We start from the raw sequence: 25,099 nt of genomic DNA on the forward strand, positions 1-25,099 counted from the left end.
GAAAATCAGCAGGATCCAAGTGGCGTGGTTCAGTCGCTGTGTTCGGACTTTTCCAGGTTTGCTGTGGCTCTCGCCGATCAGTCCCCTAACCGAGGGTGACCAAGCATGCAAGAAAGCGTGATGCAGCGCATGTGGGAAAGCGCCCACCTTTCAGGTGGTAACGCTGCATATGTGGAAGAGCTCTATGAGCTCTACCTGCACGACCCTAACGCTGTGCCAGAAGAGTGGCGCACCTACTTCCAGAAGTTGCCCGCCGACGGCAGCACCGCTACCGATGTATCGCACTCGACAATCCGCGACCATTTCGTACTGCTGGCGAAGAACCAGCGCCGCGCCCAACCGGTATCTGCCGGGAGCGTGAGCAGTGAACACGAGAAGAAGCAGGTTGAAGTTCTGCGACTGATCCAGGCCTATCGCATGCGCGGCCATCAGGCTGCCAAGCTCGACCCGTTGGGGTTGTGGCAGCGTCCAGCGCCTGTAGACCTGTCGATCAATCACTACGGCTTGACCAATGCCGATCTTGATACGACCTTCCGTGCCGGCGACCTGTTCATCGGCAAAGAGGAGGCGAGCCTACGCGAGATCGTCGAGGCGCTCCAGAAGACATATTGTCGCACCATTGGCGCCGAGTTCACCCACATCGTCGACTCCGAGCAGCGCAGCTGGTTCCAGCAGCGCCTGGAAAGCGTACGCGGCCGTCCGGAGTTTTCCGCCGACGTGCAGGCCCACCTGCTCGAGCGCGTGACCGCCGGTGAGGGCCTCGAAAAATACCTGGGCACGAAGTACCCGGGGACCAAGCGTTTCGGCCTCGAGGGCGGCGAAAGCCTGATCCCGATGCTGGACGAGATGATCCAGCGTTCCGGCTCCTACGGCACCAAGGAAGTCGTGATCGGCATGGCCCACCGTGGCCGCCTGAACGTCCTGGTGAACACCTTCGGCAAGAACCCGCGCGAGCTGTTCGACGAGTTCGAAGGCAAGAAGATGAACGAGCTGGGCTCCGGTGACGTGAAGTATCACCAGGGCTTCTCCTCGAACGTGATGACCCCGGGTGGCGAAGTGCACCTGGCCATGGCGTTCAACCCGTCCCACCTGGAAATCGTCTCGCCCGTGGTCGAGGGGTCGGTGCGCGCCCGTCAGGATCGCCGCAACGACACCGTTGGCGACAAGGTGCTGCCGATCTCGATTCACGGCGATGCCGCATTCGCCGGCCAGGGCGTGGTCATGGAAACCTTCCAGATGTCGCAGACCCGCGGTTTCAAGACCGGCGGCACCGTGCACATCGTGATCAACAACCAGGTCGGTTTCACCATCAGCAACCCGCTGGATGCGCGCTCCACCGAGTACGCCACCGACGTGGCCAAGATGATCCAGGCGCCGATCCTGCACGTGAACGGCGACGACCCGGAAGCCGTGCTGTTCGTGACCCAGCTGGCCATCGACTACCGCATGCAGTTCAAGCGTGACGTGGTCATCGACCTGGTCTGCTACCGCCGTCGCGGCCACAACGAGGCCGACGAGCCGAACGGCACCCAGCCGCTGATGTACCAGCAGATCAGCAAGCAGCGCACCACCCGTGAGCTGTACGCCGATGCACTGATCCAGGCCGGCCGCATCGATGCCGAGCGCGCCCAGGCCAAGATCGACGAGTACCGCAACGCGCTGGACAACGGCCTGCACGTGGTCAAGAGCCTGGTCAAGGAGCCGAACCGCGAGCTGTTCGTCGACTGGCGTCCATACCTGGGCCATGCCTGGACCGCGCGTCACGACACCCGTTTCGACCTCAAGACCCTGCAGGAACTGTCGGCCAAGCTGCTGGAAATTCCGGAAGGTTTCGTGGTTCAGCGCCAGGTCGCCAAGATCTACGAAGACCGCCAGAAGATGCAGGCCGGTGGCTTGCCGATCAACTGGGGTTATGCAGAGACCATGGCTTACGCCACCCTGCAGTTCGAAGGCCACCCGATCCGCATGACCGGCCAGGACATCGGCCGTGGCACCTTCTCGCACCGTCACGCGGTGCTGCACAACCAGAAGGACGCCAGCACCTACGTACCGCTGAAGAACCTGTTCCCGGGCCAGCCGAAGTTCGAACTGTACGACTCGTTCCTGTCGGAAGAGGCGGTACTGGCCTTCGAATACGGCTACTCCACCACCACGCCGAACGCGCTGGTGATCTGGGAAGCCCAGTTCGGCGACTTCGCCAACGGTGCGCAAGTGGTGATCGACCAGTTCATCACCAGCGGCGAGCACAAGTGGGGCCGCCTGTGCGGTCTGACCATGCTGCTGCCACATGGTTATGAAGGGCAGGGCCCGGAGCACTCCTCCGCGCGCCTGGAGCGTTACCTGCAGCTGTGCGCCGAGCACAACATCCAGGTCTGCGTACCGACCACCCCGGCCCAGATCTACCACCTGCTGCGTCGCCAGGTCATCCGTCCGCTGCGCAAGCCGCTGATCGTCCTGACGCCGAAGTCGCTGCTGCGCCACAAGCTGGCCGTGTCGACCCTCGAGGACCTGGCAGAAGGTTCGTTCCAGACCGTGATCCCGGAAATCGACAGCCTCGATCCGGCCAAGGTCGAACGCCTGATCCTGTGCGGTGGCAAGGTTTACTACGACCTGCTGGAAAAACGCCGTGCCGAAGGCCGCGAAGACATCGCCATCGTGCGTATCGAGCAGCTGTATCCGTTCCCGGAAGACGACCTGGTCGAAATCCTGGCGCCTTACACCAACCTCAAGCATGCGGTCTGGTGTCAGGAAGAGCCGATGAACCAGGGCGCCTGGTACAGCAGCCAGCACCACATGCGCCGTATCCTGGGCCGCCACAACAAGGCACTGGTCCTGGAATACGCCGGCCGCGACGCTTCCGCCGCGCCAGCCTGTGGTTACGCTTCGAAGCACGCCGAACAGCAGGAAAAACTGCTGCAAGACGCCTTCACTGTCTAACGCCTTCGCGCACCTGAAACCGAATTTAAGGAAACACTGATAATGGCTATCGAGATCAAAGCCCCAACCTTCCCGGAATCGGTTGCCGATGGCACCGTTGCCACTTGGCACAAGCAGCCGGGCGACGCCGTCAAGCGTGACGAGCTGATCGTCGACATCGAGACCGACAAGGTCGTCCTGGAAGTACTGGCTACCGCCGACGGCGTACTGGGCGCCATCGTCAAGGGCGAGGGCGACACCGTCCTGTCCGACGAAGTGCTGGGTTCGATCGTTGAAGGCGGTGCTGCCGCCGCTGCTCCAGCCGCCGCCCCGGCCGCTGCTGCTCCGGCTGCCGCTGCTGCCGACGCTGGCGAAGAAGACCCGGTTGCCGCCCCGGCCGCGCGCAAGCTGGCTGAAGAAAACGGCATCGACCTGGCCAGCGTTGCCGGCACTGGCAAAGGTGGTCGCATCACCAAGGAAGACGTCGTCGCTGCCGTCGCCAACAAGAAGTCGGCCCCGGCCCCGGCGGCCAAGCCGGCTGCCGCTGCTGCCCCGGTTGTGGTTGCCGCTGGCGACCGCACCGAGAAGCGCGTGCCGATGACCCGCCTGCGTGCCAAGATCGCCGAGCGTCTGGTCGAAGCCCAGTCGAGCATGGCCATGCTGACCACCTTCAACGAAGTCGACATGACCGAAGTCATGGCCCTGCGTTCGAAGTACAAGGACCTGTTCGAGAAGACCCACAACGGCGTACGCCTGGGCTTCATGTCGTTCTTCGTCAAGGCCGCTACCGAAGCCCTGAAGCGCTTCCCGGCTGTGAACGCCTCGATCGATGGCAATGACATCGTCTACCATGGCTACGCCGATGTCGGTGTTGCCGTGTCCAGCGACCGTGGCCTGGTGGTACCGGTACTGCGTAACGCCGAGTCGATGAGCCTGGCGGAAATCGAGAACGGCATCGCCACCTTCGGCAAGAAGGCCCGTGACGGCAAGCTGGCCATCGAAGAAATGACCGGCGGCACCTTCACCATCACCAACGGTGGTACCTTCGGCTCGATGATGTCGACCCCGATCGTCAACCCGCCGCAGGCCGCCATCCTCGGCATGCACAACATCATCCAGCGCCCGATGGCCATCAATGGCCAGGTCGTGATTCGCCCGATGATGTACCTGGCGCTGTCGTACGATCACCGCCTGATCGACGGCAAGGAAGCGGTAACCTTCCTGGTCACCATCAAGAACCTGCTGGAAGACCCGTCTCGCCTGCTGCTGGACATCTAATCGCGCAGCTGCAAGCGGCAAGCGCCAGGCTTCAGCTTGAAGCCTGTCGGTCTTGCGGCTTGCAGCTTGTCGCTTGAAGCTAAAAAAGGAATCTTTTATGACCCAGAAATTCGACGTAGTGGTGATTGGTGCAGGTCCTGGCGGCTATGTGGCTGCCATCAAGGCCGCACAGCTTGGTCTGAAGACTGCCTGTATCGAAAAATACACCGACGCCGAGGGTAAGCTGGCCCTGGGCGGCACCTGCCTGAACGTGGGTTGCATTCCTTCCAAGGCGCTGCTGGACAGCTCCTGGAAATACAAGGAAGCCAAAGAGAGCTTCAACGTCCACGGCATCTCCACTGGCGAAGTGAAGATGGACGTCGCCGCGATGGTTGGCCGCAAGGCTGGCATCGTCAAGAACCTGACCGGTGGCGTTGCCACCCTGTTCAAGGCCAACGGCGTCACCTCGATCCAGGGCCACGGCAAGCTGCTGGCGGGCAAGAAGGTCGAAGTCACCAAGGCTGATGGCACCACCGAAGTCATCGAAGCCGAAAACGTGATCCTGGCTTCCGGCTCGCGCCCGATCGACATTCCGCCGGCTCCGGTCGACCAGAACGTCATCGTCGACTCCACCGGCGCCCTGGAATTCCAGGCCGTGCCGAAGCGCCTGGGCGTTATCGGTGCTGGCGTGATCGGCCTCGAGCTGGGCTCGGTATGGGCTCGCCTGGGCGCCGAAGTCACCGTCCTGGAAGCCCTGGACACCTTCCTGATGGCTGCCGACACCGCCGTGTCGAAAGAGGCCCAGAAGACCCTGACCAAGCAAGGCCTGGACATCAAGCTGGGTGCACGGGTCACCGGTTCGAAAGTCAACGGCAACGAAGTTGAAGTGACCTACACCGACGCCAACGGCGAGCAGAAGATCACCTTCGACAAGCTGATCGTCGCGGTCGGCCGTCGTCCGGTGACCACCGACCTGCTGGCTGCCGACAGCGGCGTTACCATCGACGAGCGTGGCTACATCTTCGTCGACGACTATTGCGCCACCAGCGTACCGGGCGTCTACGCCATCGGCGACGTGGTACGCGGCATGATGCTGGCTCACAAGGCTTCGGAAGAGGGCATCATGGTGGTCGAGCGCATCAAGGGCCACAAGGCCCAGATGAACTATGACCTGATCCCGTCGGTTATCTATACCCACCCGGAAATCGCGTGGGTCGGCAAGACCGAACAGGCCTTGAAGGCCGAGGGCGTTGAGGTTAACGTGGGCACCTTCCCGTTCGCGGCCAGCGGCCGTGCGATGGCTGCCAACGACACCGGTGGTTTCGTCAAGGTCATCGCCGATGCCAAGACCGACCGCGTACTGGGTGTACACGTGATTGGCCCATCGGCTGCCGAACTGGTGCAGCAAGGCGCAATCGCAATGGAATTCGGCACCAGTGCCGAGGATCTGGGCATGATGGTCTTCAGCCATCCGACCCTGTCCGAAGCGTTGCATGAAGCAGCGCTGGCTGTGAATGGCGGCGCCATTCACGTGGCCAACCGTAAGAAGCGTTAATTATAAGAAACCACGGCGGGCTGCCCGTCGTGAGTCTTGCGTGCATGACTCACCGCGGAAAGTCCGCCGGACCGGATCACACGGGAAAACCCGGGGTCAACGGTCACAGGTGGTGCGGCGCCAGTAATGGCGCAGCGCCGAAGCGCAGTACCTAACGAAGACGGTAAAAAGCATGAATCTTCACGAGTATCAGGGTAAGCAGCTGTTCGCTGAATACGGCCTGCCAGTTTCCAAGGGTTTCGCTGTCGACACCCCTGAGCAAGCTGCAGAAGCCTGCGACAAGATCGGCGGGAACGAGTGGGTGGTAAAAGCCCAGGTTCACGCGGGTGGTCGCGGCAAGGCGGGCGGCGTCAAGCTGGTTCGCAGCAAAGAAGACGCCAAGGCGTTCGCTGCACAGTGGTTGGGCAAGAATCTGGTTACCTACCAGACCGATGCCAACGGTCAACCCGTCTCCAAGATTCTGGTCGAATCCTGCACTGACATCGCCAAAGAGCTGTACCTGGGCGCTGTAGTCGATCGTTCGAGCCGCCGTATCGTGTTCATGGCCTCCACCGAAGGTGGCGTGGACATCGAGAAAGTAGCTCACGAAACCCCCGAAAAGATCCTCAAGGCCACTATCGATCCGCTGGTCGGCGCGCAGCCGTTCCAGGGCCGTGAACTGGCGTTCCAGCTGGGCCTGGAAGGCAAGCAGGTTCAACAGTTCGCCAAGATCTTCGTTGGCCTGGCCAAGCTGTTCAAGGACCACGACCTGGCGCTGCTGGAAGTGAACCCGCTGGTGATCAAGGCCGACGGCGACCTGCACTGCCTCGATGCCAAGATCAACATCGACGCCAACGCCATGTACCGTCAGCCGAAGCTGAAAACCTTCCACGACCCGTCGCAGGACGACGCCCGTGAAGCCCACGCTGCCAAGTTCGAACTGAACTACGTTGCCCTCGAAGGCAACATCGGCTGCATGGTCAACGGTGCCGGCCTGGCCATGGGTACCATGGACATCGTCAACCTGCACGGCGGCAAGCCAGCCAACTTCCTCGACGTGGGTGGTGGTGCTACCAAGGAGCGCGTTACCGAAGCGTTCAAGATCATTCTGTCCGACAGCAATGTCGCGGCCGTTCTGGTCAACATCTTCGGCGGCATCGTTCGTTGCGACATGATTGCCGAAGGCATCATCGGTGCAGTGAAAGAAGTCGGCGTCAAGGTTCCGGTTGTCGTGCGCCTTGAAGGCAACAACGCCGAACTGGGCGCTAAAGTACTGGCAGAAAGCGGTTTGAACATCATTGCGGCAACCAGCCTGACCGACGCTGCTCAACAAGTTGTCAAAGCTGCGGAGGGCAAGTAATGAGCGTCCTGATCAATAAAGACACCAAGGTCATCTGCCAGGGCTTCACCGGCTCGCAGGGTACTTTCCACTCCGAACAGGCCATCGCCTACGGCACCAAGATGGTCGGTGGCGTAACCCCAGGCAAGGGTGGCACCACCCACCTGGGCCTGCCGGTGTTCAACACCGTGAAGGAAGCCGTGGAGGCCACCGGCGCTGACGCTTCGGTCATCTACGTTCCGGCTCCGTTCTGCAAGGACTCGATCCTGGAAGCGGCCTTCGGCGGCATCAAGCTGATCGTCTGCATCACCGAAGGCATCCCTACCCTGGACATGCTGGATGCCAAGGTCAAGTGCGACGAGCTGGGCGTGACCCTGATCGGCCCTAACTGCCCAGGCGTCATCACCCCGGGCGAGTGCAAGATCGGCATCATGCCTGGCCACATCCACCTGCCAGGCAAGGTCGGTATCGTTTCGCGTTCCGGTACCCTGACCTACGAAGCGGTCAAGCAGACCACCGACGCCGGCTTCGGCCAGTCGACCTGCGTCGGTATCGGTGGCGACCCGATCCCTGGCTCCAACTTCATCGACATCCTGAAGCTGTTCCAGGAAGACCCGAAGACCGAAGCGATCGTCATGATCGGTGAGATCGGCGGTTCGGCTGAAGAAGAAGCTGCAGCCTACATCAAGGCCAACGTCACCAAGCCTGTAGTTTCCTACATCGCTGGTGTTACCGCTCCGGCGGGCAAGCGCATGGGCCACGCTGGCGCCATCATCTCCGGCGGCAAGGGTACAGCAGACGAGAAGTTCGCTGCCCTGCAGGACGCTGGTGTGAAGACCGTGCGTTCCCTGGCTGACATCGGCAAGGCCCTGGCCGAGCTGACTGGCTGGGAAGTCAAGAAGTAATACCGCTGCACCCCCCCACGCGCACAAAGGCCACCTTCGGGTGGCCTTTGTCGTTTGCGGGGCACCGTAATATGGATTTTCGATTGGTTTCATAGGTTTTTTCGTACAGACCAAGGTTTCAAACCGAGGATAATCGTCACTGTCCACGGCCGCACAGGCGACAAACACATACGCACATCGGACAAGCAGCACTGTGCCAGTGCGTTTAAGTGACAAAACAGTTACCCTACGCGCTCACTCTGTGCCCGTCCCCCAAAAGGGAACGACACGCTAAACGGGTCTGGCTTATCAAGCCGGGCAGCATTTCCCCCAACCCATGGGGAAATCCCTTCTCGAATCCCGATTTCAGCAGTGTGGTACTACCTTAAATGAAAGTTTTGAAAGGCCAGGACATCCTGGCGCTTGGCTTTATGACGTTTGCGCTTTTCGTGGGCGCGGGCAATATCATCTTCCCGCCTATCGTCGGCCTGCAGTCTGGCCCGCACGTGTGGATGGCCGCCCTGGGCTTCCTGGTCACCGCCGTGGGCCTGCCGGTCATCACCGTGGTCGCCCTGGCCAAGGTCGGCGGCGGCATGGATGCCTTGAGCAGCCCGATCGGCAAGTTCTTCGGCGGCCTGCTGGCGGCCGTGTGCTACCTGTCGGTCGGCCCGCTGTTCGCCACCCCGCGCACCGCGACCGTGTCGTTCGAAGTGGGTGTGGCACCGCTGACCGGTGAAAGCCCGTTGGCGCTGTTCATTTACAGCCTGGTGTACTTCCTCGTGGTGCTGGCGGTGTCCATGTACCCGGGCAAGTTGCTCGATACCGTGGGCCGCTTCCTGGCGCCGTTGAAGATCATCGCCCTGGCGGTGCTGGGCATCGCCGCCTTCGCACTGCCCGCCGGCACCATGGGTGAAGCGCAGCCGGCCTATGCTGCCGCGGCCTTCTCCAAGGGCTTCTCCGATGGCTACCTGACCATGGACACCCTGGGTGCGCTGGTATTCGGTATCGTCATCGTCAATGCCATCCGCTCGCGCGGTGTCGAGTCGCCGAAGCTGATCACCCGCTATGCCATCATCGCGGGCCTGATCGCCGGTGTCGGCCTGGCCCTGGTGTATGTAAGCCTGTTCCGCCTGGGCGCTGGCAGCCACGAGATCGCGGCGGGTGCCACCAATGGCGCGGCGGTGCTGCATGCCTATGTGCAGCACACCTTCGGCTCGCTGGGCAGCGGCTTCCTCGCCGTGCTGATCGCGCTGGCGTGTCTGGTCACCGCTGTCGGCCTGACCTGTGCCTGCGCCGAGTATTTCAGCCAGATCCTGCCGCTGTCGTACCGTGCCTTGGTAGTGATTCTGGCGGGCTTCTCGCTGCTGATTTCCAACCTTGGCCTGACCAAGCTGATCATGTTCTCGGTCCCGGTGCTCACCGCGATCTATCCCCCCTGCATCGTGGTGGTCGGCCTGAGTTTCGTGAAGGACCTGTGGAACTCGCCAACCCGCATCCTGGCACCGGTGATGCTGGTGTCGCTGCTGTTCGGCATGGTCGATGCCATAAAGGGCAGCAGCGTTGCCCATGTGCTGCCGGACTTCCTGGCACACCTGCCGCTGAGCGACCAGGGCCTGGCCTGGCTGGTGCCTTCGGTGGTGACCCTGGTGGGCGCAGTGGCCTGCGACCGCCTGCTGGGCAAGCCACGCGAAGCGTTGGCTTGACAGTCGAAGCCTGAGGCGGCACTGGCCACAAGCCATAAGGTGCTCGCCTAAGGTGGAAACCCCAAGCCCCGTATCCGTGAGGATGCGGGGTTTTTTTTGGCGTCAGTGTGCCTTTCCTTGCTTGCCAGCGTCGAAATCCGGTCCCTATCCTTCAGGTATCTGGCCCTCTCGGGAACCCTGCATGAACTTCATCCAAAGCAATCTCAGCAATCTGTTGGCCATCGCCTGGTTCGCCCTGTGCTGGGGCGGCTACACCCGCTACGCCATATGGAAGGGTCGCGACACTGCGTGCCTGGCCAGCGTGCTGCATCTGTACCGTGAGGACTGGATGCGCCGCATGCTGCTGCGTGACAACCGCATCGCCGATGCCAGCGTGATCGGCAACCTTGAGCGCAATGCTTCGTTCTTCGCCTCCAGCACCCTGATCATCCTGGCGGGTATCCTCACTGTGCTCGGCGCTTCCGACCGGGCGCTGTCATTGCTGGCGGACCTGCCGCTGGTGCAGCAAACGTCGCAAGGTATGTCGGAGATCAAGCTGTTGTGCCTGGCCATGGTGTTCGTCTACGCCTTCTTCACCTTCAGCTGGTGCATGCGCCAGTACAACTTTGCCGCAGTGCTGGTGGGTTCGGCGCCGATGATCGGCGAGCGCCTAGTCAATGAACTGGAACGCAAGGCGTTCGCCTCGCGGGCGGCGAGGGTGTTGTCACTGGCGGCCAACCAGTTCAACTTCGGGCTGCGTTCTTATTACTTCGGCATGGCCATGTTGAGCTGGTTTATCAGCCCGTGGTTATTCATGGCCATGAGTGTCGGCGTAGTGCTGATTCTGTACCGCCGGGAGTTCCATTCGGATGTGCTGGATGTGATGGTGTTCACACCCACTGAAAGTCTGCCGGCTGAAGTGCCCAGGGAACCCGCCGTGGGCGGAAACAACTGAAACGTTTTATTTGCCGTTTTTCAGGCACAAAAAAACCCGACCATGTCGGGTTTTTTTGTATAGACCGATTACTGCTTGGCAGGCTCGGCCGGGGTGGCTGGCGCGGCTTCCGGAGCCGGAGTAGCCGGAGCGGCTTCTTCGGCAGCCTTCTGCTCGGCTTCGGCCTGATCTTTGGCGGCTTCGGCGTTTTCCTTGGCAGCCTCGTTCATCTTATCCTGAGCTTCGCCCGCTTTCTCCTGGGCTTGCTCGGCGTGTTGCTGTGCGTCCTGGGCTTTGTCTTCGCTCGCTTTATCGCAAGCAGCCAGGCCCATGGCAGCGGCCAGCATCAGAGCAAAAGCAAAAGGTTTACGCATGGGGGTGTTTCTCCTTGGTGGAATAAGTGACTTGTTCCTTCGAGTCCAACTACGCGGAATAAGTTCCGCGAAGGTTACACATATATAACGCCCTCATCTATATAGACTTTTCAACGAATTTATGCCGCGGTGGCAATGTGGGTGGTAACAGGCTATGAGTGATGCAACCTTGAAGGCCATGGCCGAGCGTTTTCTCTCGGCGCTGCAACATTGTCAGTTATTGCAGATGCGCGTGGGCCAGGCCAATGCCGATGGCATCACCCTGGTCCTGCCCTGGTCGCCGGCCATTGTCGGCAACCCGCAGACCGGTGCCGTGCACGGCGGCGCGCTGACCACGCTGATGGACACCACCTGCGGCATGGCCACGCTGTGCGTGCTGCCGCGCTTCGAAGTGTGCCCGACCCTGGACCTGCGCATCGACTACATGCACCCGGCCGAAGCCGGCAAGGCCATCTACGGTCACGCCCAGTGCTATCGGGTAACCCGCGACGTGATCTTCACCCGTGGCACGGCCTACCAGGACGACCCGGCGCAACCGATCTGCCAGGTAGTGGGTACGTTCATGCGCCTGGGCCAGCAGATCAAAGGTGGCATCCGTTTCGGCAATAGCCTGAAGGAGGGCGGCGCATGATTCCGCACGCGGTTCGCCAGCAACTCAACGCTGCCCACGCGGTTGGCGATTACCGGCCATTACTGGCGCTGATTCCCTACGCCAGCCTGATCGGCATCGAATGCGAACGCCAGGGCGATGATCTGCTGTTCCGCCTGCCGGCCAGGCAGGACAACATCGGCAACCCGCTGCTACCCGCCATCCACGGTGGAGTGATAGCAGGCTTCATGGAATTGTCGGCAGCGCTTTATCTGCTGATCTACAGCGAGAGCGCGAGCATTCCGAAGATCATCGACTTTTCCATCGACTACCTGCGCGCCGGGCACTTTCGCGATACCTATGCCCAGTGCCAGCTATGGCGCCAGGGGCGGCGGGTGACCAATGTGGCCATCACCGCCTGGCAGGCTGACCGGCAGGCGCCGATTGCCACCGCCCGCGCGCATTTCAAGATCGAACCGCAAGCGCCCTTGAAATCATCCGGGCAGCCCCCATCTGCATGACATCCGCCGTCAACGCAGGCCGAACCGGCCGCCGGCGCCAACTGCCATCAGATCGGAGTTTTGAAGACCATGAGTGTGGAGACTCAAAAAGAAACGCTGGGCTTCCAGACCGAGGTGAAGCAGCTGCTGCACCTCATGATCCATTCCTTGTATTCGAACAAGGAGATCTTCCTGCGTGAATTGATCTCCAACGCCTCCGACGCGGCCGACAAGCTGCGTTTCGAGGCCCTGGCCAAGCCAGAGCTGTTCGAGGACGACGCCGACCTGAAGATTCGCCTGAGCTTCGACAAGGATGCCGGTACCGTGACCCTCGAGGACAACGGCATCGGCATGAGCCGCGAAGACGTCATCGCCCACCTGGGCACCATTGCCAAGTCCGGCACCGCCGACTTCATGAAGAACCTCACCGGTGACCAGAAGAAGGACTCGCACCTGATCGGTCAGTTCGGTGTGGGCTTCTATTCTGCATTCATTGTCGCCGACAAGGTCGACGTGTACAGCCGCCGCGCCGGTCTGCCGGCCGCCGAAGGCGTGCACTGGTCGTCGAAGGGCGAGGGCGAGTTCGAGGTCGCCACCGTCGACAAGCCGCAGCGCGGTACCCGCATTGTCCTGCACCTGAAGAAGGGCGAGCAGGAGTTCGCCGATGGCTGGCGCCTGCGCAACGTGGTCAAGAAATACTCTGACCACATCGCCCTGCCGATCCAGCTGCCGAAGGAGCAGGTCGCCGCCGAAGGCGAGGAGCAGCCGGCCCAGGAATGGGAAACCGTCAACCGTGCCAGCGCCCTGTGGACCCGTCCGCGTACCGAGATCAAGGACGAGGAGTACCAGGAGTTCTACAAGCACATCGGCCACGACTTCGAGAACCCGCTGGCCTGGAGCCACAACAAGGTCGAAGGCAAGCTCGAATACAACTCGCTGCTGTACGTGCCGGCCCGCGCGCCGTTCGACCTGTACCAGCGCGAAGCGCCACGCGGCCTGAAGCTGTACGTGCAGCGTGTGTTCATCATGGACCAGGCCGAGTCGTTCCTGCCGCTGTACCTGCGCTTCATCAAGGGCGTGGTCGATTCCAACGACCTGTCGCTCAACGTGTCGCGGGAAATCCTGCAGAAAGACCCGATCATCGACTCGATGAAGACCGCGCTGACCAAGCGCGTGCTGGACATGCTGGAGAAACTGGCCAAGAACGAACCCGAGCAGTACAAGGGCTTCTGGAAGAACTTCGGCCAGGTGCTGAAGGAAGGCCCGGCCGAGGACTTCGCCAACAAGGAGAAGATTGCCGGCCTGCTGCGCTTCGCCTCTACCCAGGATGACAGCGGCGAGCAGAGCGTTGCTCTGGCCGACTACCTGGCCCGGGCCAAGGAAGGCCAGGACAAGATCTACTACCTGACCGGCGAGTCGTACGCGCAGGTCAAGAACAGCCCGCACCTGGAAGTCTTCCGCAAGAAGGGCATCGAAGTGCTGCTGCTGACCGACCGTATCGACGAGTGGCTGATGAGCTACCTCAACGAGTTCGACGGCAAGGCCTTCGTCGACGTCGCCCGTGGCGACCTGGACTTGGGCAAGCTGGATTCGGAGGAAGACAAGAAAGCCCAGGAAGAAGTTGCCAAGGAGAAGGAAGGCCTGGTCGAGCGCCTGAAGGGGGCACTGGGTGACAGCGTGGCCGAAGTTCGCGTGTCGCACCGCCTGACCGACTCGCCGGCGATTCTCGCCATCGGTGAGCAGGACCTGGGCCTGCAGATGCGCCAGATCCTCGAAGCCAGCGGGCAGAAGGTGCCGGAGTCCAAGCCGATCTTCGAGTTCAACCCGACTCACCCGCTGATCGAGAAGCTGGACAACGAGCAGAGCGAAGACCGCTTTGCCGAGCTGTCGCATATCCTGTTCGACCAGGCGGCCCTGGCGGCCGGTGACAGCCTCAAGGATCCGGCTGCTTACGTTCGTCGCCTGAACAAGCTGCTGGTCGAGCTGTCTGCTTGAGTTGATGGATGGAAAGCCCGCTTCGGCGGGCTTTTTTCATGGCGGGCATGATCATGAGTGGCAAAGGAGTGTTTGATGAGCAAAGTAATCGTCGAATCGCTGGTCTATCACCTGTCCGGCAAGACCTATGAAAGCCGCCTGGTATATGAGCCGGGAGCGTTGGGCCGCCCGGGCTTGGTGATGGCGCCGAACTGGATGGGCATTGGCGAAGGGGCCGAGCGCATCGCCAAGGAAGTGGCCGAGAAAGGCTATGTGGTGCTTGTTGCCGACCTGTACGGGCAATCGTTGCGCCCGTCGAATGCCGACGAGGCTGGTGCGGCCATGATGCCGCTGAAGAACGACCGTGGCGAATTGCGCAAGCGCATGCAGGAAGCCCTGGCCCAGCTGCTGGGGCAGTCGAAGGCGCTGCTGGAGCCGGGCAAGGTGGCCACCTTCGGCTTCTGCTTCGGTGGCTGCTGTGCCCTGGAGCTGGCACGTTCTGGCGCCGACCTGCGCGCGGCGGTGTCGTTCCATGGCACCCTGGACACGCCAGACCCGGCGGATGCCAAGCGCATCAAGGGCTCGGTGCTGGTGCTGCACGGCGCATCGGACCCGCTGGTGCCCAAAGAGCAGCTGCCGGCGTTCGAGGATGAGATGAACGCGGCGAAGGTCGATTGGCAATTGCTCAGCTATGGCGGCGCGGTGCACTCGTTTACCGACCCGAATGCCAATGTGCCGGGCAAGATGCAGTATGACCGGCGTACTTCGGAGCGGGCGTTCCGCGCGATGCATAACCTGCTGAGTGAAGTGTTCCAGCGCTGACATTGCACGGGGCTGCCAAGCAGCCCCAAATCAGCGCGGCAGCTCGATCCTCGAAGTTTCCCCCGGCACCACTGGCCAATCCCCCGCAGCCCACCTGGCCCGGGCCTGTTCGATCAGTTGCCCGTCACTGGCGACAAAATTCCAGTTCATCCGCCGCGGCCCATCCAGTGGCGCGCCGCCAATCAGCACCAGCTGGCACTCACCCTGCGCATACAGCGTCACCTCTTCGTCCTCCGGCAGGACCACCAGGCTGCACGGCTCCACGTCCTCATCGTTCATCGTCAGCTCACCTTCGAGCAGGTACAGCGCCCGCTGGGCATGCTCGGTCGGTACCCGCAAGGTAGTCGCCGGCTGCATTTGCACATAGGCGTAAAGGGTAGGGGACAGCACTGCCACCGGCGATTGCAGGCAGAACCCGCTGCCGGCGATCATGCAGATGCGCACCCCCAGGCTGTCACTGACGGGCAGGCTGGCAGCCGGGTAATGGTTGTAGCTTGCCGGGCCTTGTTCCTGCTCGCGCGGCGATGCCAGCCATACCTGCAACCCGTGCAGGCGCGAGCCATGGGCCAAGGCATCCTCGGGCGTGCGCTCGACGTGGGCCACGCCGCTGCCTGCGGTCATCCAGCTGACGTCACCCGGTAGCACCCGCTGTGCCGAGCCGAGGCTGTCCTTGTGCAGTATTGCCCCTTCGAACAGATAGGTCAGGGTAGACAGGCCGATGTGCGGGTGCTGGCGAATGTCCATGCCATGCCCCGGGGCATAGTCGGTTTCCAGCATGTGATCGAAAAACACGAACGGGCCGACGCTACGGCACTGGGCCGACGGTAGCGGCCGGAGGATCGGCTGGCCCTCGACCGATTCGGCACGCGGGTGGATGACCAGGGGGCTGCTCATGGGAAGGGCTCCAGGCACGGTGGAATGACCCCAAGCATAGCGGTTTGTCTGCCTCGGCTGAACCGTCTCGCTGGGCGGCCGGTCTACTGGGTCGGTATTCGCAAAAGGACGCTGCCCATGATAGCCCGAGCGCTGGCCTGCGCGCTGTTGTCCACCTGGTTGTGTCAGGCGGTACAGGCGCGTGACTACCGCTACAGTGATGCGCATCTTCACTACGTCGATTTCTTTCAGGAAAGCGAAGGCATGCCGGCCCTGATCAAGGCCATGGATGCCGCAGGCATCGAGCAGTCGATGATTTCCGGCATCCCGGTGGCCAAGAAATGGCATGAAGATGAGCCCAAGCGCCCGCGCTACTACGCCGGTGACGACGCCGATGCCTATTGGTACAGCGCCACCGACACCTATGTGGCGGCCGCGCTGCAACAGTTGCCGGACGCCCAGCGCAAACGCTTTCACCCGTTCCTGACCGGCTTCAACCCGGTAGACAAGAATGCCGTGAGCCATATCGAGCGCATGCTCGACCTGTACCCGGGGCTGTGGCAGGGCATTGGCGAGGTGTTCACCCGGCATGACGACCTGACGGCGCTGACCAGCGGCGACACACCGCGCGCCAACAACGAAGCCATGACCCGCATCTATCACCTGGCGGCCGAGCGCGACCTGCCGGTGTTGCTGCATTCCAATATCACCTCCAAGCGCGAACGTAACCCGCTGTACCTGGCTGAGATCGAAGAGCCGTTGCGCAACCATCCGCACACCCGTTTCATCTGGGCGCACGCTGGCACCAGCATGGAAATTCACCGGCACCAGACGCAGATGGATTTTCTGCTGCCGGTGCTGACGCGGTTGCTGGAAGATTACCCGAACCTGTATGTCGACCTGTCGTGGAGCGTGCTGCAGCCCTACCTGCTGGACGGCAAGGGCGTGCCGCGCAAGGCGTGGCTGGCTTTGGTCGAGAAGTACCCGGAGCGCTTCATGCTGGGCTCGGATGTGGTGGGGCGCTTTGGCAGCTTGGGCGAGCAGATGCACGGTTTCAGGCCGTTCCTGGACGCCTTGCCGGAACAGGTGGCCAACAAAGTGGCCAAGGATAACTTCCTGGCTGTGCTGCCCAGGCAGAAATAATGAGTGTCAGTGCTGGCCCTGCCGCTGGCGAGCCAGCTTCAGCAGGACCCCGCCGCCGGATGGCAGCAATGAAAACGCCCCGAACCAGTCGGGGCGTTTTGGTCTACTGCATCAGCGTCTTACTTGCCAGTCCAGCGCTTGAGCACCAAGGTGGCGTTGGTGCCGCCGAAGCCGAAGCTGTTGCTCATGACCGTGTCGATCTTGGCGTTTTCTTCGGTCTTGCGCAGGATCGGCAGGTCGGCGACCTCCGGGTCCAGCTCGTCGATGTTGGCGGAGCCGGCGATGAAATTGTTTTCCATCATCAGCAGGCAGTAGATCGCCTCGTGCACGCCGGCGGCGCCCAGCGAGTGGCCCGACAGGCTCTTGGTAGAGCTGATCTTCGGCGCGTTGGCACCGAATACTTCGCGAACGCCCTTGATCTCGGCAACGTCGCCGACCGGGGTCGAGGTGCCGTGGGTGTTCAGGTAGTCGATCGGGGTGTCGACAGTGGACAGCGCCTGCTGCATGCAGCGGATGGCACCTTCGCCGCTCGGAGCGACCATGTCGTAACCGTCGGAAGTAGCGCCGTAGCCGACGATTTCGGCGTAGATCTTGGCGCCGCGGGCCAGCGCGTGTTCCAGCTCCTCGACCACCACCATGCCGCCACCACCGGCAATGACGAAGCCGTCACGGTCGGCGTCGTAAGCGCGCGAGGCCAGTTCCGGGGTCTCGTTGCGCTTGGTCGACAGGGCGCCCATGGCGTCAAACAGGAACGACTGGCTCCAGTGCTCTTCTTCACCGCCACCGGCGAAGACGATGTCCTGCTTGCCCCACTGGATCTGCTCCAGCGCGGTGCCGATGCAGTGTGCCGAAGTGGCGCAGGCCGAGGAGATCGAGTAGTTGATGCCCTTGATCTTGAACGGGGTGGCCAGGCACGCTGAAACGGTGCTGCCCATGGTGCGGGTTACGCGATAAGGACCGACACGTTTGACGCCCTTCTCGCGCAGGGTATCCAGCGCTTCCATCTGGTTCAGGGTCGAGGCGCCGCCGGAGCCAGCCACCAGGCCGGTACGCGGGTTGGAAACCTGTTCGTCGGTCAGGCCGGCGTCCTTGATCGCGTCCTGCATCGCCAGGTAGGCGTAGGCAGCGGCGTGGCCGACGAAGCGGTAGACCTTGCGGTCGATCAGTTCTTCGAGGTTGAGGTCGATGGACCCGGAAACCTGGCTACGCAGCCCCATTTCCTTGTATTCCGGGTTGTAACGGATACCCGGACGGCTGTTGCGCAGGTTTTCGGTGACGGTAGCTTTGTCATTGCCCAGGCACGATACGATGCCCAGACCAGTGATAACGACGCGGCGCATGCGAATAACCCTTAGAAATTGTCAGTGGAGGTGAACACGCCGACCCGCAGGCCTTCGGCAGTGTAGATCTCGCGGCCGTCGACGCTGACCGAGCCATCGGCGATGGCCATGTTCAGCTTGCCCTTCAGGACGCGCTTGATGTGGATGTTGTAAGTGACCTTCCTGGCCTGCGGCAGTACCTGGCCAAAGAACTTCACCTCGCCCGAACCCAGGGCGCGACCGCGGCCCGGCAGGCCCTGCCAGCCGAGGAAGAAACCGACCAGCTGCCACATGGCGTCGAGGCCCAGGCAGCCCGGCATTACCGGGTCGCCTTCGAAATGGCAGGCGAAGAACCACAGGTCCGGGGTGATATCCAGCTCGGCGACCAATTCACCTTTGCCGTACTTGCCGCCTTCTTCGCTGATATGGGTGATGCGATCGACCATCAGCATGTTCGGCGCGGGCAGTTGCGCATTACCTGGGCCGAACAGCTCACCGCGACTGCAGCGCAGCAGGTCTTCCCGAGTAAAGGCGTGTTGTTTGGTCATGCGAGCTCCTCAATAACCCCCTGTGGCAGGGGATGAATCTTCCCGGCCGGCCCGAAAACCAACTGCTTCGGGGCGGCAGCCTACAGGTAGACTATTGCGTTGTGGTGAAAGTCACAGTGCGCCTGGTGAAAGAAGTACAGGTGTGCACTGAAACGTCTATTTTCAGGTCCGTTGAAGGTCCTGTCCAGTGTTTAAGACTGCCGCACTTTAGCATTTATCGCCAGTCGCGGTTGTCCGACCGGGCAGCCAGCGCTGCAGTACCTGCTGCAGTTCGGTGCGGCGCAAGGGTTTGCTCAGGTAGTCGTCCATCCCGGCCGCCATGCAACGCTCGCGGTCGCCCTGCAAGGCATTGGCGGTCAGGGCGATGATCGGTAGCGCGGCACCATTGGGCAACTGGCGGATGCGCCGGGTTGCCTCATAGCCGTCCAGGTGCGGCAGGCGACAGTCCATCAGCACGGCGGCAAAGCGCTGCCGGCTGACCCGTTCGACCGCCTCCAGGCCGTCCTCGGCCGTGCATACCGCCAGCCCCAGGCTGCGCAGCATGGCGGCGATGACGCTCTGGTTGACCTGGTTGTCCTCCACCAGCAACACCTGCTCTTGGTCGCCAACCGCAGGTTGGGTAGCGGCAGGCTGCGTCAGCGCGGCCGCGGCAGGGCTGGCCAGGGCCAACGGCATTTCCAGGGTAAAGGTCGAGCCAAGGCCTTCACGGCTTTCGCCGCGCAGCTTGCCACCCATGCGTTCGGCCAGGGTGCGGGCGATCGACAGCCCCAGCCCGGTGCCGCCATAGCGGCGGGAAATCGAGCTGTCGGCCTGCTGGAAGGCCACGAACATCATTTCCAGGCGTTCGCTGTCGATGCCGATACCGGTGTCACGCACGCTGCAGGTCAGCCAGATCAGTTGCCGGTCGAGCACCTGCCAGTGCGCCTCGACCTGCACCTGCCCGCGTTCGGTGAACTTCAGTGCGTTGCCGACCAGGTTCAGCAGGATCTGGCGGATGCGCGTGGGGTCGCCGTTGACCTGCAAGTGCTCGATCCCGACCGGTAGTTGCAGGTGCAGGTCGAGACCGCGTTGCTGGGCGCTGTGCTGGAACGACAGGACGCTGCTGGTGATCAGCTCGCCGAGGTTGAAGTCGATGTGTTCCAGCTGTAGCGCGGTACGTTCGATGCGCGAGAAGTCGAGGATGTCATTGATGACCTTGAGCAGGTGCCCGGTGGACTCGCTGGCCACCGCGGCGTACTCGGCCTGTTCGGTGTTCAGCGGCGTGGTTTCCAGCAACTGCAGCATGCCCAGCACGCCATTCATCGGTGTGCGCAGCTCGTGGCTCATCATTGCCAGGAAGTCCGACTTGGCGCGGTTGGCCTGCTCGGCCTCTTCGCGGGCCTGGATCAACTCGGCAATCGCCTGTTTCTGCTCGTCGCTGGCCTGCTCCAGGGCGTGCGCCAGGTTGTTGATATGGCGCGCCAGGTGACCCAGCTCGCTGTCGTCGACCACCGGCAACAACCTGTCGTACTCGCCCTGCTGGATTGCCTTGACCGCATGGCCCATGTCGCTGATCGGCTTGGCCAGGCTGAGGGCCAGGCGGCGCGCCAGGAGGAAGGTGAACAACAGGGCGAACAGCGCGAGGATGCCGGCCTTGATCACGATTTCCTGCTGGCGCTGGCTGAAGGCGTCATCGGACATGCCGACGATCACCCGGCCCAGGTAGTCGTCGCCGATGGCTGGGGCGGTTGCCTTGCCCTGTTGCAGGAAGTCATTGTCCAGGCGGATCTGCTGCAGGCGGATGGGCGCCTGGAACACTTCGACACGCTGCGCGCGGTTGGCGCTTTCGTCGGACTGCTCGACGTACACCAGAATGTGGTTGCGGCTGTCCTGCACTTCGAGGAAGCGCACGTGGGGAATGCTGAGGGTGGCGCGCATCAGGCCCTCGAGCACCTCGTTGTTGCCGGAGATCACCCCGTACTCCGAGGCCGGCGCCAACTGGTTGGCGATCAGTTGCCCGGTGTGGTTCAGTTCCTGGCGCAGGTCCTGGATGCGAACGAAGGTAAAGAAGCTGATCAGCAGCAGGGTCAGCAACAGGGCAGGGCCGAGGCTGATGATCTGGGTGCGGGTGTGGATGTCCCAGCTCAGGCGCTTGCTCATGGGGTGGGTTCTCCTTCGGCCAGGGCCTTGGCGGCGGCGTTCGGATCGATCGGTTCAAGGCCCAGGGCGCGCGCCACCTGCTGGTTGCCGCTGACGCCGTAGCGTGCCGGATACAAGCTGCGTGGCCAGCGCGCCGGCGGCTGGTCGAGCAACTGGTCGAGTACCGCCAGCCAGTCGTCCTGGTCGCTGAAGGTGCTGGCCAGCGCGCCGGCGCGGACGAACCCGGCGTTCGGGCCGATCAACGCCATCTGCCGGCCATAGCTGCTCAACAGCAGGTTCTTGGCGGTCTTGGAGTTGTACAGGTCAGGGTCGTCCAGGCCCAGCAGCACATCGCTGTTGGCCAGCAGGTGCTGCAGTGGCCGGCTGTCACGCGGGTCGGGCCAGTCCTGGGCAACGATCTCCAGGCCCAGCGGGCGGGCAGCAAGGCGCAGCTCTTCGAGCAGGAAACCACTGTGTTCGCCGTACAGCACGCCAATGCGCTGGGCTTGTGGCAGCAGGTAGCGCGCCAGGCGCAGTTGCCGGCCCAGCGGCGGGTCGCTCCACAACAACGTGAGGAACGCTGGCAGCGACTTTCCCAGGCGCTGTGCAGCCTGTACTCGGCTGACCCGCATGGCCAGGGCTGGCGGGCCGGTGTTTTCACCCAGGCGCCATTCCAGCGCGGCGTTGTCCAGCAAGATCAGGCGCAGGTCGCTCTTGAGCAGGCCGGGACGCGGCAGGTCGGCGGTGCTCTGGAAGTGCACATGATCGTGTGGGCGGCGGCTTTCCAGTGCCGCGACGAAACTGCGGATGCCGGGCTGGTCCTCCGCGCCGACCAGCACGATCTCGCTGGCGGACAGCGGCCCCAACGGCCACAGGCACAGCAGCAACAGGCGCAGCAACAGGGCCATCAGAACTCCAGCTCCGCGCTGACGCTCAGGCGGTGGCGGCTGTCGTAGCGGTTCTGGATCGCCGTGGTCGGTTCATCGTCCAGGCGCTGTTGCCACAGCGCCGCCAGTTCAAGGTTGCTGCCCTGCACCCGGAAGCGTTTGGCCAGGCGCAGGTCGAGGCGCTCGTAACGGTACTGGTTGAGGGCATCGTCGCCGTAGTAGAACAGCGCGCTCGACCAGCCATCGCCCCATTCGCGCATCCAGCCGGCCGAACCGCTGTTGCGGGCACTGAGGCGGCGGTCGTCGGGGTTGCTGGCCCAGGCATCCACGTAGGCATAGGTCAGGCGCAGGCGGTCGCGCAGGGTCGGGCGCCAGTCCAGTTGTGCCTCGCTACCGCTGAAGCGGGCCTTGTTGGCGTTGCTGGCGATGAACTGGTTGTTCTTCAGGGGCTCGCTGATCATTCCGGTGATCTCGTCGTAGAACAGCTTCACATCCATGCTCAGGTCGATGTCGCTGAAGTAACCGTTGTAGCCGACCTCGCGCGAGCGCATGCGCTCCTGCTCGAGGTCGCCCGGGCCGCGGGTCTTGACGAAGTACTCGCCGTTTTGCAGGCCGAACGCATTGGGGCTGAGGTTCTTGACCGTGTAGCTCCAGTTGACGTTGTTCTCGAACATGTCGGGCGAACGCACGGCCTCGGAATACACCGCGCGCAAGCCATGGCGCGGGGTGATCAGGTAGTTGACTGCCACCCGCGGGGTCAGCGAGCTGCCCGACAGGCGCGAGTCTTCGAACATGGTGCCGCCCTGCAGGATCCAGTGCTCGTCGGCGCGCCACTCCAGTTGGCCGAACAGGCGCCAGGTCTGGTCGTCGATGCTGCCGTTGAAGTAGGTCTGCGAGTCGGCACGATCGTAGCGGTAATTCATGCCGCTGAGCAGGCGCAGGCTGTCGGTCAGGCTCAGGGTGTCCTGGATTTCCAGGTCGTAGCGGGTTTCCCGCGTGCTCTGGTCGACATCGCCGCAGACCTGCTGGTTGCCACCGTTCGCCCACTGCTGCTGAACCTTCTCCAGCAGCCCTTTCATGACCGGGTCGTCGGTCGAAAGTGGCGCACCGATGGCAATGCCGCGTGCCACTTTTTCGGCGAAGTCAGGGTTGATCTGCCAGAGCTGGGTCAATTCCGGGCTGAACGACTGCAAGGCGTCGCAGGCCCGCCATACCTGCTGACGGTCGAAGTGCTGGGCCGAGCCCTGGATATACAGGCTGTGCTCGGAACTGAAGTCTTTGGTCCAGCGCACTGAGCCAGCGTAGTCCTTGGCATTGACATCCGCGTCGTTGCCCGCCTCGTATTTCTTGAACACCGGCTGGTAGGTGTAAGGCCGCTGGTTGCTGCCTTCCTTCGCTGCCAGTTGCCATTCCAGGGTCTGGTCATGTGCCAGGCTGTGGCTGGCATTGAGGTTGAAGCGAGTCAGCCGGCGGCTGTCACGGTAGTCCTGGCCGAACTGGTTTTCATCGAAACCGTCGTCCTGCTGGCCGGACAGCGACAGGCGCATGTCGCCACCGTCCCAGCCGAAGCCGTGGCTGGCGTAGAAGTCATTGATGCCGTCCTCGCTACGGGTGGTCTTCAGCCGCGTGCCATGGCTGTCGGCGGGGTTGCGGGTAAGGATGTTGACCACCGCCATCAGCGCATTGGCGCCGTAGCTGACCGTGTTCGGGCCGCGAAACACCTCGATGCGCTCGATGTCTTCCATGGCCAGCGGGATATCGCTCCAGTCCACCGTGGCCAGGCCTGCGCGGTACACCGAGCGGCCGTCGATCAGTACCTGCATGCGCCGGGCGTCATTGACGTTGCTGCCATGGTAGTTGACCGTCGGCTGGTTGCCGGCGCCATAGCCGATCATCATGCCCGGCACCAGGCGCAGCAATTCGGGAATGTCACGTGCGCCGCTGGCGCGGATCAGCTCGCTATCGAGCACGGTCATGCTGCCCGGCACTGCTGCCGGGGACTGTTTCAGGCGCGTGGCGGTCAGCACCTGCGGCAGGTCGGCGTTGTCGATGAACAGATCGTCGGCCACGGCCGGGCCGCCGAGCAGGGCAGTCAGCAGGAGCAGGCGCGGGTACGGGGGCGTGCCAAAGAACACGGGGCTGCCTTGTTTCAGGATTGAGACAGGCATGGTAACTGACCGGGCGGGTTTTGCCAGTGGGCCGTGGAGTGCGGGCCTGGAATGGTGTTTCGGGCGGGCGGGGCTTGATCTCACAGGCGCCAAAAAATCATGGCGAACCTGAAAAAGCCTCACCACTGGTTCTGTAGCAAGTGACCCGTATAATGTTCAGGTCGCCACTTTACTTAATGGCTCTAACGGATTGAATATGACTGAACAGCAACCTGTTGCAGTTCTGGGAGGCGGCAGCTTCGGCACCGCCGTGGCGAACCTGCTGGCCGAAAATGGCGTGCCAGTGCGCCAATGGATGCGCGACCCCGAGCAGGCCGAAGCCATGCGCGTCAATCGCCAGAATCCGCGCTACCTCAAGGGTATCCGCCTGCACGATGGCGTCGAGCCGGTCAACGACCTGCTGACGACCTTGCACGATAGCGACCTGATCTTCGTCGCCCTGCCATCGAGCGCCCTGCGCAGCGTGCTGGCGCCCCACGCCGAGCTGCTGCGCGGCAAAGGCCTGGTCAGCCTGACCAAGGGCATCGAAGCGCAGAGCTTCAAACTGATGAGCCAGATCCTCGAAGAAATCGCCCCCGAAGCCCGCATCGGGGTGCTGTCGGGCCCCAACCTGGCCCGTGAGATCGCCGAGCACGCGCTGACCGCCACGGTGGTTGCCAGCGAAGACGAAAAACTCTGCCAGCAGGTGCAGGCCGTGCTGCATGGACGTACCTTCCGTGTCTACGCCAGTGCCGACCGCTTTGGCGTCGAACTGGGTGGGGCGTTGAAGAACGTCTATGCCATCATCGCCGGCATGGCGGTGGCGCTGGGCATGGGCGAGAACACCAAGAGCATGCTGATTACCCGTGCCCTGGCCGAGATGACCCGCTTTGCCGTCAGCCAGGGGGCCAACCCCATGACCTTCCTCGGCCTGGCCGGGGTGGGTGACCTGATCGTCACCTGTTCCTCGCCGAAGAGCCGCAACTACCAGGTTGGCTTCGCGCTGGGGCAGGGCCTGAGCCTGGAGCAGGCTGTCAACCGGTTGGGCGAAGTGGCCGAAGGCGTCAACACCCTCAAGGTGCTCAAGGCCAAGGCCCAGGAAGTGCAGGTGTACATGCCGCTGGTGGCGGGCCTGCATGCGATCCTGTTCGAAGGCCGTACGCTGAACCAGGTGATCGAGCACCTGATGCGCGCCGAGCCCAAGACCGATGTCGATTTCATTTCCATCAGCGGCTTCAACTGAGCCGCCCCCAGCAAGG

Annotated in this window: 20 protein-coding genes; 13 read left to right on the top strand and 7 right to left on the bottom strand. The window is 62.6% G+C overall.

Features of this window, described 5'->3' with window-relative positions:
* Positions 1–105 precede the first annotated feature (105 nt).
* The 7 genes from ACVWZT_RS17110 to ACVWZT_RS17140 all read left to right on the top strand — a co-directional run bounded on the left by ACVWZT_RS17110 (position 106) and on the right by ACVWZT_RS17140 (position 10,567).
* Positions 106–2,937, top strand: a complete 2,832-nt coding sequence (locus ACVWZT_RS17110) for a 2-oxoglutarate dehydrogenase E1 component (protein WP_225778551.1) — start codon at positions 106–108, stop codon at positions 2,935–2,937.
* 42 nt (positions 2,938–2,979) lie between these two features.
* Entirely contained in the window at positions 2,980–4,194 is a 1,215-nt protein-coding gene (odhB, locus tag ACVWZT_RS17115) for a 2-oxoglutarate dehydrogenase complex dihydrolipoyllysine-residue succinyltransferase (protein ID WP_170030852.1), read from the top strand.
* A gap of 97 nt (positions 4,195–4,291) precedes the next feature.
* Positions 4,292–5,728: a dihydrolipoyl dehydrogenase gene (gene lpdA, locus ACVWZT_RS17120; RefSeq protein ID WP_013973439.1), complete on the top strand. Its 1,437-nt coding sequence runs from the start codon at positions 4,292–4,294 to the stop codon at positions 5,726–5,728.
* Between the two features lie 172 nt (positions 5,729–5,900).
* On the top strand, positions 5,901–7,067 hold the full coding sequence (gene sucC / locus ACVWZT_RS17125) for an ADP-forming succinate--CoA ligase subunit beta (RefSeq protein ID WP_003254205.1): 1,167 nt from the start codon (positions 5,901–5,903) through the stop codon (positions 7,065–7,067).
* Entirely contained in the window at positions 7,067–7,951 is an 885-nt protein-coding gene (gene sucD / locus ACVWZT_RS17130) for a succinate--CoA ligase subunit alpha (RefSeq protein ID WP_004376004.1), read from the top strand. The genes sucC and sucD overlap by 1 nt, the downstream gene beginning before the upstream one ends.
* Positions 7,952–8,319: 368 nt before the next feature.
* Positions 8,320–9,633 carry a branched-chain amino acid transport system II carrier protein gene (brnQ, locus tag ACVWZT_RS17135; RefSeq protein WP_296232269.1) on the top strand — a complete coding sequence of 438 codons (1,314 nt, stop codon included), beginning with the start codon at positions 8,320–8,322 and terminating at the stop codon, positions 9,631–9,633.
* A 181-nt stretch (positions 9,634–9,814) separates the two neighbouring features.
* Positions 9,815–10,567 carry a DUF599 domain-containing protein gene (locus tag ACVWZT_RS17140; protein WP_296232270.1) on the top strand — a complete coding sequence of 251 codons (753 nt, stop codon included), beginning with the start codon at positions 9,815–9,817 and terminating at the stop codon, positions 10,565–10,567.
* A gap of 68 nt (positions 10,568–10,635) precedes the next feature.
* On the opposite strand, the gene ACVWZT_RS17145 is transcribed toward ACVWZT_RS17140, so the two are convergent.
* Positions 10,636–10,920: a hypothetical protein gene (locus ACVWZT_RS17145; protein WP_086978461.1), complete on the bottom strand. Its 285-nt coding sequence runs from the start codon at positions 10,918–10,920 to the stop codon at positions 10,636–10,638.
* Positions 10,921–11,074: 154 nt separating this feature from the next.
* Here ACVWZT_RS17145 and ACVWZT_RS17150 point away from each other — a divergent pair, with 154 nt between their 5' ends.
* The 4 genes from ACVWZT_RS17150 to ACVWZT_RS17165 all read left to right on the top strand — a co-directional run bounded on the left by ACVWZT_RS17150 (position 11,075) and on the right by ACVWZT_RS17165 (position 14,805).
* A complete protein-coding gene (locus ACVWZT_RS17150) occupies positions 11,075–11,551 on the top strand; it encodes a PaaI family thioesterase (protein WP_457470401.1) in 477 nt (158 codons plus the stop codon).
* On the top strand, positions 11,548–12,030 hold the full coding sequence (locus tag ACVWZT_RS17155; RefSeq protein ID WP_296232274.1) for a PaaI family thioesterase: 483 nt from the start codon (positions 11,548–11,550) through the stop codon (positions 12,028–12,030). Before ACVWZT_RS17150 ends, ACVWZT_RS17155 begins: the two co-directional genes overlap by 4 nt.
* Before the next feature lie 69 nt (positions 12,031–12,099).
* A complete protein-coding gene (gene htpG, locus ACVWZT_RS17160) occupies positions 12,100–14,004 on the top strand; it encodes a molecular chaperone HtpG (RefSeq protein ID WP_186688238.1) in 1,905 nt (634 codons plus the stop codon).
* A gap of 75 nt (positions 14,005–14,079) precedes the next feature.
* Complete coding sequence (locus tag ACVWZT_RS17165) at positions 14,080–14,805, top strand: dienelactone hydrolase family protein (protein ID WP_296232281.1); 726 nt, start codon at positions 14,080–14,082, stop codon at positions 14,803–14,805.
* Between the two features lie 30 nt (positions 14,806–14,835).
* Here ACVWZT_RS17165 and ACVWZT_RS17170 read toward each other — a convergent pair whose 3' ends face one another.
* Positions 14,836–15,699: a pirin family protein gene (locus tag ACVWZT_RS17170; RefSeq protein WP_457470404.1), complete on the bottom strand. Its 864-nt coding sequence runs from the start codon at positions 15,697–15,699 to the stop codon at positions 14,836–14,838.
* A 117-nt stretch (positions 15,700–15,816) separates the two neighbouring features.
* Between ACVWZT_RS17170 and ACVWZT_RS17175 the strand changes: the two genes are divergently transcribed.
* A complete protein-coding gene (locus ACVWZT_RS17175; protein ID WP_296232284.1) occupies positions 15,817–16,821 on the top strand; it encodes an amidohydrolase family protein in 1,005 nt (334 codons plus the stop codon).
* 119 nt (positions 16,822–16,940) lie between these two features.
* Here the strand turns inward: ACVWZT_RS17175 and fabB are convergent, their stop codons facing one another.
* The 5 genes from fabB to ACVWZT_RS17200 form a co-directional block, all read right to left on the bottom strand.
* Positions 16,941–18,161, bottom strand: coding sequence for a beta-ketoacyl-ACP synthase I (gene fabB, locus ACVWZT_RS17180; RefSeq protein WP_296232285.1), 1,221 nt, complete (start codon positions 18,159–18,161; stop codon positions 16,941–16,943).
* Positions 18,162–18,172: 11 nt separating this feature from the next.
* Entirely contained in the window at positions 18,173–18,688 is a 516-nt protein-coding gene (fabA, locus tag ACVWZT_RS17185; protein ID WP_225778537.1) for a 3-hydroxyacyl-[acyl-carrier-protein] dehydratase FabA, read from the bottom strand.
* 207 nt (positions 18,689–18,895) lie between these two features.
* Positions 18,896–20,827, bottom strand: a complete 1,932-nt coding sequence (locus tag ACVWZT_RS17190) for an ATP-binding protein (protein WP_457470405.1) — start codon at positions 20,825–20,827, stop codon at positions 18,896–18,898.
* Positions 20,824–21,714 carry an ABC transporter substrate-binding protein gene (locus ACVWZT_RS17195; RefSeq protein WP_296232290.1) on the bottom strand — a complete coding sequence of 297 codons (891 nt, stop codon included), beginning with the start codon at positions 21,712–21,714 and terminating at the stop codon, positions 20,824–20,826. Before ACVWZT_RS17195 ends, ACVWZT_RS17190 begins: the two co-directional genes overlap by 4 nt.
* Positions 21,714–23,861 (bottom strand): TonB-dependent receptor plug domain-containing protein, encoded by a 2,148-nt coding sequence (locus ACVWZT_RS17200; protein WP_457470407.1) that lies wholly within the window; start codon positions 23,859–23,861, stop codon positions 21,714–21,716. The genes ACVWZT_RS17195 and ACVWZT_RS17200 overlap by 1 nt, the downstream gene beginning before the upstream one ends.
* 196 nt (positions 23,862–24,057) lie before the next feature.
* On the opposite strand from ACVWZT_RS17200, the gene ACVWZT_RS17205 reads away from it, so the two are divergent.
* Entirely contained in the window at positions 24,058–25,083 is a 1,026-nt protein-coding gene (locus tag ACVWZT_RS17205; protein WP_296232297.1) for an NAD(P)H-dependent glycerol-3-phosphate dehydrogenase, read from the top strand.
* Positions 25,084–25,099: the final 16 nt, after the last annotated feature.

It is taken from the genome of Pseudomonas sp. TE21394, from assembly GCF_054057835.1.